The organism is Leclercia tamurae (assembly GCF_025566055.1).
Lineage (GTDB): Bacteria > Pseudomonadota > Gammaproteobacteria > Enterobacterales > Enterobacteriaceae > Enterobacter > Enterobacter tamurae.
This window is the reverse complement of the sequence record NZ_JAMHKS010000077.1, coordinates 376,613-393,308: the sequence shown is the minus strand read 5'-3', so window position 1 is coordinate 393,308 and position 16,696 is coordinate 376,613. Positions and strand designations below refer to the sequence as shown.

Below are 16,696 nucleotides of genomic sequence, written 5' to 3'. Positions count from 1 at the left end.
GTACGTAGTGACATGGTATCTCTCGCATCCCACGGCATAAGCGACTCCACAGACGGGTTCTTATGCCTTAGTTGTAAGTGTCTACCATGTCCCCGAACAAGTGTTCATGATGTCCCCGGACCGTACAGGGGAGAGGGTTAGGGTGAGGGGAACATGTGACTGAGGTGGTTGTTCCGTTCACTTTTCGTTCTGCACTTCTCTATCAACCATATCACACGTGAACGTGCCAGGGGGGCTCGCCGCCTCCCCCCTGGCTACCCCGGCTCCCGGCAACGAAAATCGCCGCTACGCGGTGCCCTCAGCTTATTCCTTTCGCCTGACGGGGGCGGGCGCAGGTAACGTCCCTGTAAATGCGCCCTCGCCGCGCATCCATGCGCGTCGCCCCTGGCTACAGGAAACGCTTCGGCGATTTTCAGCCGGACCAGGGAGTCGCTGTAAGTGGCTTATTCTTTAGTGATTTTCTTCATTGCTTTAATTTTTGCGATAAGCCTTCCGGGGTTGAGCGAGAGGAGAGGGAGATATTTTGCGTGTGTTGGCTCGATTTTGTAGGCCCGTGCAAGCGCAGCGCCGCCGGGCGAAGCTCGGTGCAGGTGGAGAGGCAACAAAGAAAAAGGCAACTCACGTTGCCTTTTTGCTTTTGTCAGAACTGCGTATTCACGCTCATATACCAGGTGCGGCCCGGTTCGTTATAGGTATAGGCCCCTGCGCCATACATATAGGCCCCGGTGGTGGTATTCCCGGTGGTCTGGGCATTCCCCGCACGCCACTGGCGTTTATCGAAGACGTTATCCACGCCGCCGGTCAGGCTGACGTATTTGGTCACGTCCCAGGTCGCGCTCAGGCCAACGATGCTGTAAGGGCTGACTTCATCCAGCTCCGATCCGCTCGCCGGCTGGCCTTTGTAGTTGTACTTCTTCGGCTGCTGCTTGCCGTACCAGGTGAAGGTCGACTGCAGGGAGACATCCTGCTGTACCTGCCAGCTCAGGGTTGAGTTCAGCGTGTACTCCGGGATGATCGACAGACGGTCGCCGGTCTCCTTGTTCTTGCTTTGCAGCATGTAGGTGATGTTGTTGGTCCAGTTGATGGTATCGCTGACCGGCACGTTCAGGGTGCCTTCCAGCCCTTCCACCACCGCTTTCGGCACGTTTTCCCACTGGTAAATATCGGTGCGGGTTCTGCCGAGCGACGTCTGGCCCACCGGCGCATAGCCCGCTTCAATCTTGTCGCGATAGTCGTTACGGAACCAGGTCACGCCCGCCAGCCAGCCGTCGCGTTTCCACTCCAGGCCGATCTCTTTGTTGATGCTGGTTTCGGCTTTCAGATCCTCGTTACCCAGCATATAGCAGCCGACGCCGTCGGAACTTGCGTAGCAACCCTGGCCCTTACTGTAGAGCAGGTAGTTCGGGTTGGTCTGGTACAGACTCGGGGCTTTATAGGCCCGGGCGATGCCCATCTTCAGGGTAAAATCATCTCCCAGACCCTGGGACAGGTTCAGGGACGGGCTCCAGTTGTTGCCCACGATGGAGTGATGGTCGAAGCGCAGCGCCGGGGTCAGCATGGTGCTGTCGGTCAGCTCCATGTTGTTCTCCGCGAACAGGGAGAAAATTTCCGCATCGGAGTACGGGCTGCGGCTGTCGCTTATCCCCGGAACCGCACCGCCCTGCAGGGCCTGGCCGTTGGAGGACATATCTTTCATCCGCTGCTGATCCCACTCGGCGCCCAGCGTCAGGTTCTGGTTAACGATAAAGTCGATCGGCAGGCTAATTTCGCTGTGCAGCATCACGTCGGACAGGTCGGTATCGGTGAACTTGTTGCTGTTGAACAGCCCCTCCAGACCGCCCGCCAGCCCTTCGCCGAGACGAGAGTTGCGGGTATGTTCGTACTGCGCCCAGTTGTTGGTGGTGATACCGTTATCCCAGCCGCCGGTCCAGGTCAGGGCGAAGTTCTGGCGATAGAGACGATTGGTCTCTTTGCCGTAGTTCTTCTTCACCAGCCCGTTGCTGCTGTTGTCGTTGTTGGTGTTCTGGGTATCGCCCGCGTAGAGGTTGTTCTGACGGCTGTAACCGGCTTCGAACTGCAGGGCCTGCATCGGGGCAAAGTCCCAGCGCAGCACGCCGTTGACGTCTTTATTCTCGACCCCTTCGCGTCCGGCTGGCAGGGTATCGGCATAGGCGCCGGTACGCTCAGACTGATGGCCCTGGTTAATGTCCCAGGCGTCGGCCTGGGTTTTATCCAGGTTGCCATACAGACGGAAGCTAAAATCCCCGCCCAGCGGGCCATTCAGGCTGAAGTTGGTGCGTTTGGTGGAGCCCTCTTCGTCATGCTCAGGGGCATTCAGATAGGTGTTCCAGGAGCCATGCCACTCGTTGCTGACCTTTTTGGTGATGATGTTCACCACGCCACCCGCCGCGCCGTTGCCGTATCGCGCTGCTGCCGGGCCACGGATCACTTCGATGCGCTCGATCATCTCTGGCGGCACCCAGCCGGTATCGCCGCGGGTATCACGCTCGCCGCGCCAGCCCAGACGGATAGAGTTGCGGCTGGTTACCGGCTTACCGTCAATCAGGATCAGGGTATTTTCCGGGCCCATGCCGCGAATATCAATCTGGCGATTGTTGCCGCGCTGGCCGCTGGTGGAGTTACCGGTGAGGTTCACGCCCGGCATGGTGCGGATGATCTCAGACACATCGCGTGCTGCCGGGTTTTTACGAATTTCATCGGCGGTGATGGTCGATACGCCCGGCGCCTGCAGGTTCTGCTCGGCGGCGGTGATCACCATAGTGTCTTCGTTGCCTGCGGTTTCGGCTGCCATCGCAGGCAGGGCCACACCGTAAATCCCCAGATTGACCAGTAAGGCCAGTGAGTGAAGCTTATTATTCATTGTCTGTCCTGCTTTTCAATGCCGCATGCCTCAGGGCTCCGTCCCGAATGGATGAGGCGGCGGAAGGATATCGCCCGCAGTCTGCGAAAACCCCTCGACCCTGAGTCAGTACGCAGCGCATGGCATGGTTATTTACTGTTCGCGCTTCCCACAGCGCGCCCATACGCTATTGCAAATGAAAATAGTTATCAATAATATTATCGATATTGTTTATCTTTAATCAAAAAAACCGAACAGGTCATGGGGTTATATCGGTGACGACGCTGGAAACGGGAAGCGACGGCTGGTGGCAGTCGAAACAGGGGCCCGAGTGGGTGCGGGAAGGGGACCATTACCGGGTGACTTTCTGGTGGCGCGATCCGGGCGGAACAGAGCACTCCTCGCCCCTGAAGCGGGTGTGGCTGTATATCACCGGCGTGACCGATCACCATCACAATGCCCGCCCGCAGACGCTGGCGCGCATTGCCGGAACCGACGTCTGGCAGTGGCAGGGCGAGTTCAGCCCACACTGGCGGGGCAGCTACTGTTTTATCCCCTCTGTTAATGAAGACGACTTCAGTAAGGCGGTGTTTGCCACCGATCCGCCGGACCGCATGGCCCTGCGTGAAGGCTGGCGCAAGCTTTTGCCTCGCGCGATTGCCGATCCGCTTAACGGCCAGCACTGGCGCGGCGGCCGCGGCCACCCGGTGTCGGCGCTGGAGATGCCCGAGGCCCCGGTTCAGCCCGGCTGGAATCAGCCTGACACCCCTTATATTCCCCCGCAGTCTGTTTCCTGGCAGAGCGCCAGGCTCGGCAACACCCGCCGGGTGTGGATCTTCACTACCGGTGAGGAAAACGTACAAGAACGTCCGCTGGCGGTGCTGCTCGACGGCCAGTTCTGGGCCGAAAGCATGCCGGTCTGGCCCGCGCTTTCTGCGCTCACCACCGCAGGCCAACTGCCCCCCGCGGTCTACGTGCTGATCGATGTGATCGACACCGCCCATCGCAGCCGCGAGCTGCCCTGTAACCCCGACTTCTGGCGGGCCTTGCAGGAGGAATTCCTTCCGCAGGTGCGCAAGCTGGCCCCGTTCAGCGATCGCGCCGACCGCACGGTGGTCGCCGGGCAGAGCTTTGGCGGCCTTTCCGCGCTCTATGCCGGGCTGCACTGGCCCGCGCGTTTCGGCTGCGTGCTCAGCCAGTCGGGCTCCTTCTGGTGGCCGCATCGCGGGGGCAAGCAGGACGGCGAGATTATCGAACAACTTAAAAACCAACAGCTGTCGGCGCAGGGGCTGCGCATTGTCCTTGAGGCGGGGCGACGGGAACCGCTGATCTACCGCGCCTGTCAGACGCTCTACGCCGAACTGCAGCACACGCAGCCGTCGGTTATCTGGCGCCCGGTGGACGGCGGACATGATGCACTTTGCTGGCGGGGAGGGCTGACGCAGGGGCTGATGACTCTCTGGCAGCCGATTATTTAATGACGGAGTCTGGTATGGAATTCAGTAACCCCTTCGACGATCCGCAGGGTCTGTTCGCCATTGTGCAAAACGCGCAGCAGCAGTACAGCCTGTGGCCGCAGCAGTGCGCCTTACCCGACGGCTGGCGCGTAGTGTGCGAGCCGCAGTCGCAGGACGCCTGTCAGCAGTGGCTTGCCGCCCGGTGGCAAACCCTGATCCCGGCCCATTTTGCACAGGTGAACCCATGAGCGCACAACTTCCTCTCGTGGCCGCCCAGCCGGGGATCTGGATGGCGGAACAGCTTTCCGACCTGCCTAACGCCTGGAGCGTGGCTCACTACGTCGAGCTGACCGGCCCGGTTGACGCACCCCTGCTGGCGAAAGCGGTGGTGGTGGGCATGATGCAGGCCGATACCCTGCGCATGCGTTTTACCGAAGACAACGGCGAGATCCGCCAGTGGGTGGACGACACCCTGATCCTGCCGCCGCCGCAGATCATCGACCTGCGTGCTGACGCCGATCCGCATGCCGCGGCACTGGCGCAGATGCACACCGATCTTAACCAGAACCTGCGCGTCGACAGCGGCCAGCCGCTGGCCTTCCACCTGCTGATTCAGGTGGCAGACAACCGCTGGTACTGGTATCAGCGTTATCACCATCTGGTGGTGGATGGCTTCAGCTTCCCGGCCATTACCCGCCAGATCGCCGCCATTTATCGCGGCTGGTCTGACGGCGATGCCACGCCGGAATCGCCGTTTACGCCGTTTGCGGAGGTGGTGGAGGAGTATCAGCGCTACCGCGACAGCGAAGCATATGTGCGCGACGGCACCTTCTGGGGCGAACAGCGCCAGCAGCTCCCGCCGCCGGTATCGCTCTCCAGTGCACCGCTGCCGGGTCGCGCTGCCACCACCGATATTCTGCGCCTGAAGCTGACCGCCGATCGTCAGGCCTTCAGCCGTTTAACCACGACCAGCCAGACCCAGCGCACCGACCTCGCCCTGGCGCTGGTAGCCCTGTGGCTGGCCCGCCTCACCGGACGGATGAACTATGCCGCCGGGTTTATCTTTATGCGCCGGATGGGCTCCGCGGCGCTGACCGCTACCGGCCCGGTGCTGAACGTCCTGCCGCTGGCGGTGAAGATTAATCCGCTGGAAACCCTGCCGGAGCTGGCCCAGCGCCTGGCCGGGCAGATGAAAAAGATGCGCCGCCATCAGCGTTACGACGCCGAGCAGATTGTCCGCGACAGCGGGCGCGCCGCCAGCGACGAAGCGCTGTTTGGCCCGGTGTTCAACGTTAAGGTCTTCGATTACCAGCTGGATATCGAAGGCGTGCAGGCGGTGACTCACACTCTCGCCACCGGCCCGGTCAACGACCTGGAGATGGCACTGTTCCCGGACGAGGAGGGCGGTCTGAGCATTGAGATCCTCGCCAACAAGCAGCGTTACGATGAGGCCACCCTGGTGCGCCACGTCGGGCGCCTGCATGGGATATTGGCGCAGTTTGCCGCCAATATCGACCTGCGCTGCGGGGAGGCCGAAACGGTTTCCGACGCCGAATATCAGCAGCTGGAAAAGATTAACCAGACAGCGGTTTCTCTGCCGCTCACCACCCTGAGCGGGCTGGTGGCAGAGCAGGCGGCGAAAACCCCGGACGCCCCGGCGCTGGCCGATGCGCAATACGAATTAACGTATCGCCAGATGCGCGAGCAGGTGGTGGCCCTGGCGAACCAGCTCCGTGCCCGGGGCGTGAAGCCCGGCGACAGCGTGGCGGTGGCGCTACCGCGTTCGGTATTCCTGACCCTGGCCCTGCACGCCATCGTCGAAGCAGGGGCCGCGTGGCTGCCGCTGGACACCGGCTATCCCGACGACCGCCTGCAGATGATGATCGAGGACGCGAAACCGTCGCTGCTCATTACTACTGACGACCAGCGCCCGCGCTTCAGCCATCTGCCCGTGGCGGTATTTAGTTACAACACACTATTCAATGCTGAGGGCAGCGCACCGCTCAACCTCAGTGCCCCGGAACAGACCGCCTATATCATCTTTACCTCCGGCTCGACAGGGCGGCCGAAAGGGGTGATGGTCGGCCAGACCGCCATCGTCAACCGCCTGCTGTGGATGCAAAACCACTACCCGCTCACCGCCGCAGACGTGGTGGCCCAGAAAACGCCGTGCAGCTTTGACGTCTCGGTATGGGAGTTTTGGTGGCCGTTTATCGCCGGGGCGAAGCTGGTGATGGCCGAGCCGGAGGCGCACCGCGACCCGCTGGCGATGCAGGATTTCTTCGCGAAGTACGGCGTCACCACCACCCATTTTGTCCCCTCGATGCTGGCGGCCTTTGTCGCCTCGCTGACCCCGGAAAACGTCGCCTGCTGCGCCAGCCTGAAACAGGTGTTCTGCAGCGGCGAAGCCCTGCCAACCGCCCTGTGCCGGGAGTGGGAGCAACTCACCCACGCGCCGCTGCATAATCTGTATGGCCCCACCGAAGCAGCGGTGGATGTCAGCTGGTATCCGGCCTTTGGCCCGGAACTGGCGGCAGTGGAGGGCAACAGCGTGCCGATCGGCTTCCCGGTGTGGAATACCGGCCTGCGCATTCTGGATGCGATGATGCGTCCGGTGCCGTTCGGCGTGGCGGGGGATCTTTATCTCACCGGCATCCAGCTGGCGCAGGGGTATCTGGGCCGTCCGGATCTGACCGCCAGCCGCTTTATCGCCGACCCGTTCGCGCCGGGCGAGCGCATGTATCGCACCGGAGACGTGGCCCGCTGGCTGGATAACGGCGCGGTGGAATATCTCGGCCGCAGCGACGATCAGCTGAAAATCCGCGGCCAGCGCATTGAGCTGGGGGAAATCGACCGGGCAATGCTGACCCTGCCGGACGTGGCCCAGGCGGTGACCCATGCCTGCGTCATCAACCAGGCGGCGGCTACCGGCGGTGATGCCCGCCAGCTGGTGGGCTACGTGGTGTCGGAGTCCGGCCTGCCGCTGGACCGCGACGCGTTGCTGGCTGAACTGAAAACCCAGCTGCCGCCCCATATGGTGCCGGTGGTGTTGCTGCAGCTCAGCGCGCTGCCACTCAGCGCCAACGGTAAGCTGGATCGCAAGGCGCTACCGCTGCCGGAACTAACGGTAAAAACCCAGGGCCGCGCCCCGGAAAGTGAAACCGAAAAGGCGATTGCCGCGGCGTTCTCTACGCTGCTGGGCTGCGAGATCAACGATATCGAGGCGGATTTCTTTGCCCTCGGCGGCCACTCGCTGCTGGCGATGCGTCTTGCCGCCAGTCTGAGCCGTCACTTTACCCGCCAGGTTACCCCTGGGCAGGTGATGGTAGCCTCGACGGTGGGCAAGCTGAGCGCGTTGCTGGCATCCGACATCAGCGACGAGCAGGCCCGGCGTCTGGGGTACGAGACGATATTGCCCCTGCGCGAAAGCCACGGCCCGACGCTGTTCTGCTTCCATCCGGCCTCCGGATTCGCCTGGCAGTTCAGCGTCCTGGCGCGCTACCTCCATCCGCGCTGGTCGATCGTGGGTATCCAGTCGCCGCGACCGGGGCCGATGCAGCACTGCGCCACCCTGGATGAGGTGATCGATCAGCATCTGGCCACGCTGCGCGCTCAGCAACCGCACGGGCCCTATCATCTGTTCGGCTATTCGCTGGGCGGCACGCTGGCCCAGGGCATCGCCGCCCGCCTGCGCGCGCAGGGTGAAGAGGTGGCGTTCCTCGGCCTGCTGGATACCTGGCCGCCGGAGACGCAAAACTGGTCCGAAAAAGAGGCTAACGGCCTCGATCCGGAAGTGTTAGCGGAGATCGAGCGTGAGCGTCAGGCGTTCCTCGCCGCTCAACAGGGGCAGGCATCCGGGGAGCTGTTCAGCGCCATCGAAGGCAACTATGCCGATGCGGTGCGTCTCCTGACCACGGCGCACAGTGCAACGTTTGACGGCAAAGCGACGCTGTTTGTTGCCGAACGCACGCGGACGATGGATCCGCTCGCCGCCTGGACACCGTGGGTAGGGGAGCTGGAGGTCTATCACCAGGACTGCGCCCACGTAGACATCATCTCCCCGCAGGCGTTTGAGACGATAGGACCGGTGTTGAAAGGGATATTAGAGTAGTGAAAACGCCCGGCGGCGCTGCGCTTGCCGGGCCTACGGTCCGCGCCGTAATGGGTTCGTAGGCCGGGTAAGGCGAAGCCGCCACCAGGCATTTAACGTCGGCCTAAAGGTACCACCAGCGGGGTGCCCGCTACCGGATCGTCAATAATCATGCAGCGCATCCCGTAGATCCGCTCGATCAACGCCGGGGTGACAATCTCTTTCGGTGCCCCCTCGGCCACAATCTTTCCGTCGCGCAGGGCAATCAAATGGGTGGCATAGCGACAGGCCTGGTTGAGGTCGTGCAGCACCGCAGCCAGGGTAAAGCCCTGGGTGCGGTTCAGGTCGCTCAGCAGCTCCAGGAGATCGATCTGATGGCTGATGTCCAGCCAGGTGGTCGGCTCGTCCAGCAGCATGATCGACGTCTCCTGGGCCAGCACCATCGCAATCCACGCCCGCTGGCGCTGCCCCCCGGAGAGGGTGTCCACGCTCTGCGCCGCCAGATCGGTAATCCCGGTGGCCTGCATCGCTTTCGTGACCGCCACGTCATCCTCTTTACGCCAGCGGGTGAACAGCGGCTGGTGCGGATAGCGCCCGCGCGCCACCAGCTCCTGCACTGTGATATCCCCCGGCGTAGTGGCGTTTTGCGCCAGCAGCCCGACCCGGCGCGCCACCTCTTTGCTGGCATAGCGCTGGATCTGCTCCCCGTCCAGAAACACATTGCCGTGCAGCGGGGTCATCAGGCGGCTGAGGGTGCGCAGCAGCGTCGACTTGCCGCAGCCGTTGGGGCCGATAATGGCGGTGAAGTGGCCGTCGGGGATCGCCACCTGCAGATCCTCGGCCACGATTTTTTTACCGTAGCCGAGGGTCAGATTTTCGCCGCGCAAGCGGGTTAGATTGGCACTCATTTCTTGCGGGACTCCTGAACAAGCAAGACGATGAGGTAGATGCCGCCAAGACTGACGGTCACGACCCCCACCGGAAGTTGATACGGCATAAACAGCTGCTGGGCGCAGAGATCCGCCGCCAGCAGCAGCAGCGATCCGCACAGCGCCGACTGGGTTAACCCCCAGCGGGCGGTGCCGCTCAGGCGGCGGGCGATGTGCGGTGCTACCAGCGCAATAAAGGAGATCGGCCCGGCAATGGCCGTCGCGGCTGCGGTTAATACCACCGCTACCAGCATCAGCAGCAGTCGCGAACGCTCAACGCTGACCCCCAGCGCGCAGGCGCTGTCGTCACCCATCTCCAGCAGACGCATGCGCTTCACCAGCAGCAAGGCACAGACAAACATCAGCAGGATCAGCGGGGCGGCGGGCAGGGTTTTGGCCCACGTCAGGCCGTTGAGCGACCCGGCGAACCACAGCCCGGCAGAGAGCGAGGTCTCCAGCGAGGCCTGCAGCAGCAGCCAGGTGTTAAAGGCCATCAGCATGGCGCGCATGCCGATGCCAATGATAATCAGGCGGAAGGTTTCGATCCCGTCACGCCACGCCAGCCCCCAGACGATCAGCGAGGTGAGGATCCCGCCCGCCATCGCCGCCAGGGTAATGGCCGTCAGGTGTTGACCAAACAGCACCATCGCCACCAGCACGCCGCTCCAGGCCCCGGTGTTAAAGCCCATCACGTCCGGACTGCCCAGCGGGTTGCGCATCAGCGACTGGAAAATCGCGCCGCTGATCCCCAGAGCTGCACCCACCAGCAGGGCCATCATCACCCTTGGTAAGCGCCATTCGGTGACCACCATGGTGATATTGCGCGGCGCGCTGCCGGTGAGGGCATTGAAGACCTGGGCGAAATCAAGCGTCACCGCCCCGCTGCGCAGGCTAAACAGGGCCACGCCGAGGCTGACCAGTATCAGCATCAGGCAGCTGATAACTAAACGACGGGATGGGGCCATCACAGTCCACCTCCGCGCTTGCGGCGTACCAGGAAGATCAGCACCGGCGCGCCGATAAAGGCGCTGACCACCGATACCCGCAGCTCGCCGGGCACCAGCAGGCGTCCGATAATATCGGCAAACAGCAGCAGGGCAGGGGTGGCAAGCAGCGTCACCGGCAGGGACCAGCGGTGATCGGCCCCCACCAGCCAGCGTGCCATGTGCGGCATCATCAGGCCGATAAAGGCGATAGGGCCGACCACTGCCGTGGCGCTGCCGCACAGAACGGTGATGGTCAGTAATCCGAGCAACTGGGTACGCGCCACGCGACTGCCGAGGGCGGTGGCGGTGTCGCTGCCGAGGCTCAGGCTGTTGAGCGCCCGGCTTAACAGCAGCGCCACGACGGCGGCGATCAGCACCGGCACGCTCACCACCTGTAAGGTTTGCAGGGTGCGGATATCCAGCGAGCCCGCCTGCCAGAAGCGCAGCTGATCGTAAACGTCCGGGTTAAGCAGGGCGATGCCGTTGGATAAACCGTCCAGCACCGCGCCCAGCGCCACGCCCGCCAGGGTCAGGCGCACCGGGCTGAGCTGGCCTCCGCCCTGGCTGCCGGTAAAGGCCACCAGTAATGAGGCGGCAAAGGCCCCACACAGGGCCATCACCAGCTGTTCGCCGGGGGAGGAGAAACCAAACAGCGCCGCGCCCAGCACAATGGCAAAGCTGGCCCCGGCGTTAACGCCGAGAATGCCCGGGTCGGCCAGCGGATTGCGGGTCAGGGTTTGCATCAGCGCCCCGGCGAGACCGAGAGCGGCACCCGCCAGCAGTCCGGCGAGGGTGCGCGGCAGACGGGCATCCCGCACGATGGTGCAGTCGGCGCTTTGACAGGTGGCGGTGAGGGCATCGACCACCACGGAAAACGGCAGCGGTTTCGCACCCACCGACAGGCTGAGGGCAATCGCAAACGTGAGTAGCAGCAGTAAACCGGGCACGGCAAGGGCGCGTGACGCGGAAGAGGAGTACGACATAGCAACGTCCATGATTTGATAATGATAGTAATTATCGTTATCTATCTTATTTATCTATGTTAGCATGTGCGGCCATGGAATTGGTACAAAAGAAACCATTAAGGCTTTGTAATGACCCGACAATCCTGGCTGCTCAACCTCAGCCTGTTGAAGACCCATCCGGCGTTTCGTGCTGTTTTTATTGCCCGTTTTATCTCCATTTTATCCCTTGGCCTGCTCGGCGTGGCCGTACCGGTGCAAATCCAGATGATGACCCACTCCAGCTGGCTGGTGGGGCTGGCCGTCACCCTGACCGGCGGAGCAATGTTTATCGGTCTGATGGTCGGCGGGGTACTGGCGGATCGCTACGAGCGTAAAAAGCTGATTTTGCTGGCGCGCGGCACCTGTGGGGTGGGATTTGTCGGTCTCTGTCTGAATGCGATGTTGCCGGAGCCGTCGTTGATTGCCATCTATGCCCTGGGCCTGTGGGACGGATTTTTTGCATCAATAGGGGTGACGGCGCTGCTGGCAGCGACACCGGCGCTGGTAGGGCGTGAAAACCTGATGCAGGCGGGGGCGATCACCATGCTGACCGTGCGTCTGGGGTCGGTGATCTCACCGATGGTGGGCGGCCTGCTGCTCGGCACCGGCAATGTGGCCTGGAACTATGGCCTGGCGGCGGCGGGGACCTTTATCACCACCTTAACCCTGCTGCGTCTGCCGCTGCTGCCGCCACCGCCGCAGCCGCGTGAACATCCGCTGAAATCGCTGATGGCGGCGATCCGTTTTCTGTTCAGTAATCCGCTGATTGGCGGCATCGCCCTGCTGGGCGGCCTGCTGACGATGGCCAGCGCGGTGCGGGTACTCTATCCGGCACTGGCGATGGAGTGGCAGATGAGCGTGTCGCAGATTGGCCTGCTGTATGCGGCGATCCCGCTGGGGGCGGCTTTTGGCGCGCTCACCAGCGGTAACCTGGCGCAGAGTGCCCGCCCGGGGCTGATTATGCTGCTGGCGACCCTGGCCTCGTTTATTGCGATTGGTTTCTTCAGCCTGATGCCGGTCTGGGCGCTGGGCGTGATCTGTCTGGCGCTGTTTGGCTGGCTGAGCGCGGTCAGCTCGCTGCTGCAATATACCCTGATCCAGACCCAGACTCCGGAAGCGATGCTCGGACGCATCAACGGTCTGTGGACGGCGCAGAACGTGACGGGTGATGCCATAGGCGCCGCCATTCTCGGTGGGCTGGGAGTGATAATGACCCCGGTGGCCTCGGCCAGCACCAGCGGGTTTGTGCTGGCGATGGTAGGGGCGATACTGCTGGTGGCCCTGGCGGAGTTACGCCGGTTCCGGCAGGAGCCGACAGTTATTGAAGAAGTATAATGGTTGGGTTTTGTAGGCCGTGTAAGGCGTAGCCGCCACCCGGCAAAAGCGCCCGGCGGCGCTGCGCTTGCCGGGCCTACGGGGTCAGAGCCCTTTATTTAAATAATTCCTCTAAACGCCCTAATACCCGCATCGCGCTGAAGTAATCCAGACGGAAAGTCTCGGTACCCAGCGCCCAGACGCGTTTGTTTTGCACCGCTGGCAGATGGGCCAGCAGCGGGTTGGCGTAGATCGCATTCACATCCTTCTGATCCCCGGCAAACAGGAACAGCCCTTCGCCGTTCAGCCCGGTCGCCAGGTTTTCACCCCCTAACTGCACAATGTCGTGGCGCTTGCCCTGGCTCTGGGAGGCGTTCAGCCCGGCGGGCGGGGTGGCAAGCGTGAAGCCCAGCTGTTGCAGCAGCTTGCCCTGCGCCGACTCGGCGGTCCAGAGGTTGGCGCTGTGGGCCGCGGCGGTATAGACAATGGCGTTCACCGGCTGCGGGGGCTGCTTCAGCTGCTGTTTCACCCGGGTGAGCTGTGTATCAAACTCCGCAATCCGCGCCGCAGCCTGCTTCTCCTGTCCGGTAATGGTCCCCAGCTGGGTCAGCAGCGCCTGCCAGCTTTTGTCGTCGTAGTTGATCACCAGCGTCGGGGCGATGGCCGAGAGCTGATCGTAGAGCGCCACGGCAGAATCCCCGCCGGTGGCGCTGACCAGGATCAGATCCGGCATCTGGGCGGCAACGGCTTCGGCACTCGGCTCACCGATGTACAGGCGTGCGAGCTTGCGCTGTTTAGCCACCTCGCCCCACTGGCGCAAAAAGCCCTGATCGTCCGCCACCCGGTTGTTTGGCGTGGTCGCCCCGCTGGCAATCACCGGGGCATCAATCGCCAGCAGCGAGCCGGTGAGGGTGACGCTGGTGGAGACAATCCGCGTCGGTTTGCTGTCCAGCGTGTGGGTTCCGTGACTGTCCGTGACCTGACGCGGCCAGTCGGCGGCCAGCGCTGAGGTTAATCCTGAAATTAAAAGTCCCGTTAAAAGCAGGGTGTTACGACAAACAGCGGGCAGTTTCACTAAGGGGCATCCTGTTTTCGTTGGGGTTAATGCTTCTCATTTTCATAAATGAACCGCCGGGATGCAAGCGATAGTCGCACAAGTTGCGCCGTCGACGGTTGACACCATCGCGCTCTGGGATTAGGTTAGCCAGCGAAAATATAAATGATAATAATTCTTACTGCTTTTATCATTTCAGGAGGATGATATGGATACGTCACTGGCTGAGGACGTTCAGCACACCGCGACCACGCTGCAAAAAGAGAGCTTCTTCTTTATGTCGCCTTATCGCAGCTTTACTACGTCTGGCTGTTTTGCCCGATTTTCCACCCCAGCCGTCGGCGGCGACGATCCGGCCAGCGCGTTTCAGCAGCAGCTGGCGCAGGCCTTTGCCGACGCCAAAGCCGCCGGGATTGCTAACCCGGTGATGGTGGGGGCGATCCCCTTTGATACCCGCCAGCCGTCGTCGCTGTTCATTCCGCAGGAGTGGCAAAGCTTTGCCCGCCCGGCGCGCCAGCAGTCTGCCCGCTATGCCACCCGGACCTCACCGCTGACGGTCACATCCCGCACCGAGATCCCGGCCCAGTTAGCCTTTGAAGAGATGGTGGCCCGCGCCGCCGCCCTGACCGCCACCCCGCGCGTCAATAAGGTGGTGCTGTCGCGCCTGATCGATATCACCACTGAACAGAATCTCGACAGCGGCGCGCTGCTGGAAAAACTGATTGCCCAGAACCCGGCCAGCTTTAACTTCCACGTCCCGCTGGAGGATGGCGGGGTGCTGCTCGGCGCCAGCCCCGAACTGTTGCTACGTAAAGAGGGGGCGCATTTCAGCTCCCTGCCGCTGGCCGGTTCCGCGCGGCGTCAGCCGGACGACATGCTCGATCGCGAGGCGGGCAACAAGCTGCTGGCCTCGGCAAAAGATCGTCATGAACATGAGTTGGTCACCCAGGCGATGAAAGCGGTCCTGACCCCGCGCAGCCATCAGCTGACCATGCCTGCTTCTCCGCAGCTGGTGACCACCCCGACCCTGTGGCACCTCGCCACCCCGGTGGAAGGCGACGCGCGTGAAGATGAAAACGCCCTGACCCTGGCCTGCCTGCTGCACCCGACCCCGGCCCTGAGCGGCTTCCCGCACCAGGCGGCGAAAGAACTGATTGCCGAGCTGGAGCCGTTCGACCGCGAACTGTTCGGCGGCATCGTCGGCTGGTGCGACAGCGAAGGCAACGGCGAGTGGGTAGTGACCATCCGCTGCGCGCGCCTTCGCGCCAACAGCGTGCGCCTGTTTGCTGGCGCCGGAATTGTCCCTGCCTCCTCACCGGTGGCCGAGTGGCGCGAGACCGGCGTCAAACTGACTACCATGCTCAACGTTTTCGGCCTGCACTAAGGATCCACCATGACTATTCCCTTTACCCGCTGGCCCGACGACTTCGCTCGCCGCTACCGTGAGAAAGGCTACTGGCAGGATCTGCCCCTGACAGAGATCCTGACCCGCCACGCCGACAGCGATGCGCTGGCGATTATCGACGGCGAACGCCGCATCACCTGGCGCCAGTTCCAGCAGTCCGTCAATAATCTCGCGGCGGCCCTGCAGGCGCAGGGTGTCCAGCGGGGCGAAACCGCCCTCGTGCAGCTGGGCAACGTCGCCGAGTTCTACATTACCTTTTTCGCGCTGTTGCAGGTGGGCGTGGCCCCGGTCAATGCCCTCTTCAGCCATCAGCGCAGCGAGCTGAACGCCTACGCCAGCCAGATTGAACCCACGCTGTTGATTGCCGACCGTGCACATGGGCTGTTTGCTGGCGACGACTTCATCAATTCCTTTGTCGATCAGCACCCCTCCGTGCGGGTGGTATTGCTGCGCGGCGAAGGGCTGGAGACAGAGATCGCCCGCCCGGCAGAGAACTTTATCCCCAGCCCGACCCCGGCCGATGAGGTAGCTTTCTTCCAGCTCTCCGGCGGCAGCACCGGCACGCCAAAGCTGATCCCGCGCACGCACAACGACTATTACTACAGCATCCGTCGCAGCAACGAGATCTGCGGTATTAGTGCGCAAACCCGCTACCTGAACGCCCTCCCGGCGGCGCACAATTTCGCGATGAGTTCCCCCGGCTCGCTGGGGATCTTTATGGCCGGGGGCTGCGTGGTGCTGGCCAACGATCCGAGCGCCACGCTCTGCTTCCCGCTGATCGCACAGCATCAGATCACCGTCACCTCGCTGGTGCCGCCTGCGGTCAGCCTGTGGCTACAGGCCATCGCAGAAGGGGCAGGCAATGCCCAACTGGCCTCGCTGCAGCTGTTGCAGGTGGGCGGGGCGCGACTCTCCGCCACCCTGGCGGCCCGCATTCCGGCGGAGATCGGCTGCCAGCTCCAGCAGGTGTTTGGCATGGCCGAGGGGCTGGTGAACTACACCGCGCTGGACGATGCCCCGGAACGCATCATGAATACCCAGGGCCGCCCGATGTGCGCGGATGACGAAGTGTGGGTAGCCGATGAGCACGGCAATCCGCTGCCGCGCGGCGAGGTCGGGCGTCTGATGACCCGCGGGCCTTACACCTTCCGCGGCTACTACAAGAGCCCGGAACACAACGCCAGCGCTTTTGATGCCAACGGCTTTTACTGCTCCGGGGATCTGATCGCCATCGACGAGCAGGGCTACATCACCGTGCAGGGGCGTGAGAAAGATCAGATCAACCGTGGCGGGGAAAAAATTGCCGCCGAAGAGGTAGAAAACCTGCTCCTGCGCCACGAGGCGGTGATCCACGCCGCGCTGGTCAGCATGGAGGACAGCCTGCTGGGCGAGAAGAGTTGCGCGTATCTGGTGGTGAAACAGCCCCTGCGCGCGGTCGAGGTGCGCCGCTTCCTGCGCGAGCAGGGCGTGGCTGAATTCAAACTGCCGGATCGCGTGGAGTGCCTGGAGGCACTGCCCCTGACGCCGGTAGGCAAAGTCGATAAAAAACAATTACGCCTGTGGCTGGCCGAACGGGCGCAGGGCTGAGGAGCAGAAG

Annotated in this window: 11 protein-coding genes; 6 read left to right on the top strand and 5 right to left on the bottom strand. The window is 62.7% G+C overall.

Annotated features, from left to right (window positions below):
• Nucleotides 1-640: 640 nt before the first annotated feature.
• On the bottom strand, nt 641-2,881 hold the full coding sequence (locus M8318_RS19845) for a TonB-dependent siderophore receptor (RefSeq protein WP_262664123.1): 2,241 nt from the start codon (nt 2,879-2,881) through the stop codon (nt 641-643).
• Between the two features lie 254 nt (nt 2,882-3,135).
• Between M8318_RS19845 and fes the strand changes: the two genes are divergently transcribed.
• Genes fes through entF form a run of 3 tightly spaced genes read left to right on the top strand, consistent with a single transcriptional unit; the run spans nt 3,136 to nt 8,428 of the window.
• Nucleotides 3,136-4,338, top strand: a complete 1,203-nt coding sequence (gene fes / locus M8318_RS19840; RefSeq protein WP_262664122.1) for an enterochelin esterase — start codon at nt 3,136-3,138, stop codon at nt 4,336-4,338.
• Nucleotides 4,339-4,352: 14 nt separating this feature from the next.
• Nucleotides 4,353-4,565, top strand: coding sequence for an MbtH family protein (locus M8318_RS19835; protein ID WP_166181817.1), 213 nt, complete (start codon nt 4,353-4,355; stop codon nt 4,563-4,565).
• The gene (gene entF, locus M8318_RS19830; protein WP_262664121.1) at nt 4,562-8,428 is read left to right on the top strand and encodes an enterobactin non-ribosomal peptide synthetase EntF; all 3,867 of its coding nucleotides are present in this window, start codon (nt 4,562-4,564) and stop codon (nt 8,426-8,428) included. The genes M8318_RS19835 and entF overlap by 4 nt, the downstream gene beginning before the upstream one ends.
• 92 nt (nt 8,429-8,520) lie before the next feature.
• Here the strand turns inward: entF and fepC are convergent, their stop codons facing one another.
• The 3 genes from fepC to fepD are packed head-to-tail and all read right to left on the bottom strand — an operon-like array spanning nt 8,521 to nt 11,305.
• The gene (gene fepC, locus M8318_RS19825) at nt 8,521-9,315 is read right to left on the bottom strand and encodes an iron-enterobactin ABC transporter ATP-binding protein (protein ID WP_262664120.1); all 795 of its coding nucleotides are present in this window, start codon (nt 9,313-9,315) and stop codon (nt 8,521-8,523) included.
• Nucleotides 9,312-10,301: an iron-enterobactin ABC transporter permease gene (gene fepG / locus M8318_RS19820; protein ID WP_225759322.1), complete on the bottom strand. Its 990-nt coding sequence runs from the start codon at nt 10,299-10,301 to the stop codon at nt 9,312-9,314. The genes fepC and fepG overlap by 4 nt, the downstream gene beginning before the upstream one ends.
• Nucleotides 10,301-11,305 (bottom strand): Fe(3+)-siderophore ABC transporter permease, encoded by a 1,005-nt coding sequence (gene fepD / locus M8318_RS19815; RefSeq protein WP_262664119.1) that lies wholly within the window; start codon nt 11,303-11,305, stop codon nt 10,301-10,303. The genes fepG and fepD overlap by 1 nt, the downstream gene beginning before the upstream one ends.
• Before the next feature lie 111 nt (nt 11,306-11,416).
• Here fepD and entS point away from each other — a divergent pair, with 111 nt between their 5' ends.
• Entirely contained in the window at nt 11,417-12,661 is a 1,245-nt protein-coding gene (gene entS, locus M8318_RS19810; RefSeq protein WP_262664118.1) for an enterobactin transporter EntS, read from the top strand.
• 94 nt (nt 12,662-12,755) lie between these two features.
• On the opposite strand, the gene fepB is transcribed toward entS, so the two are convergent.
• The gene (gene fepB / locus M8318_RS19805; protein ID WP_262664117.1) at nt 12,756-13,715 is read right to left on the bottom strand and encodes a Fe2+-enterobactin ABC transporter substrate-binding protein; all 960 of its coding nucleotides are present in this window, start codon (nt 13,713-13,715) and stop codon (nt 12,756-12,758) included.
• A 187-nt stretch (nt 13,716-13,902) separates the two neighbouring features.
• On the opposite strand from fepB, the gene entC reads away from it, so the two are divergent.
• Together entC and M8318_RS19795 are read left to right on the top strand one after the other, a co-directional pair.
• Nucleotides 13,903-15,078: an isochorismate synthase EntC gene (gene entC / locus M8318_RS19800; protein ID WP_166181824.1), complete on the top strand. Its 1,176-nt coding sequence runs from the start codon at nt 13,903-13,905 to the stop codon at nt 15,076-15,078.
• A gap of 9 nt (nt 15,079-15,087) precedes the next feature.
• Nucleotides 15,088-16,686 carry a (2,3-dihydroxybenzoyl)adenylate synthase gene (locus tag M8318_RS19795; protein WP_262664115.1) on the top strand — a complete coding sequence of 533 codons (1,599 nt, stop codon included), beginning with the start codon at nt 15,088-15,090 and terminating at the stop codon, nt 16,684-16,686.
• Nucleotides 16,687-16,696 lie beyond the last annotated feature (10 nt).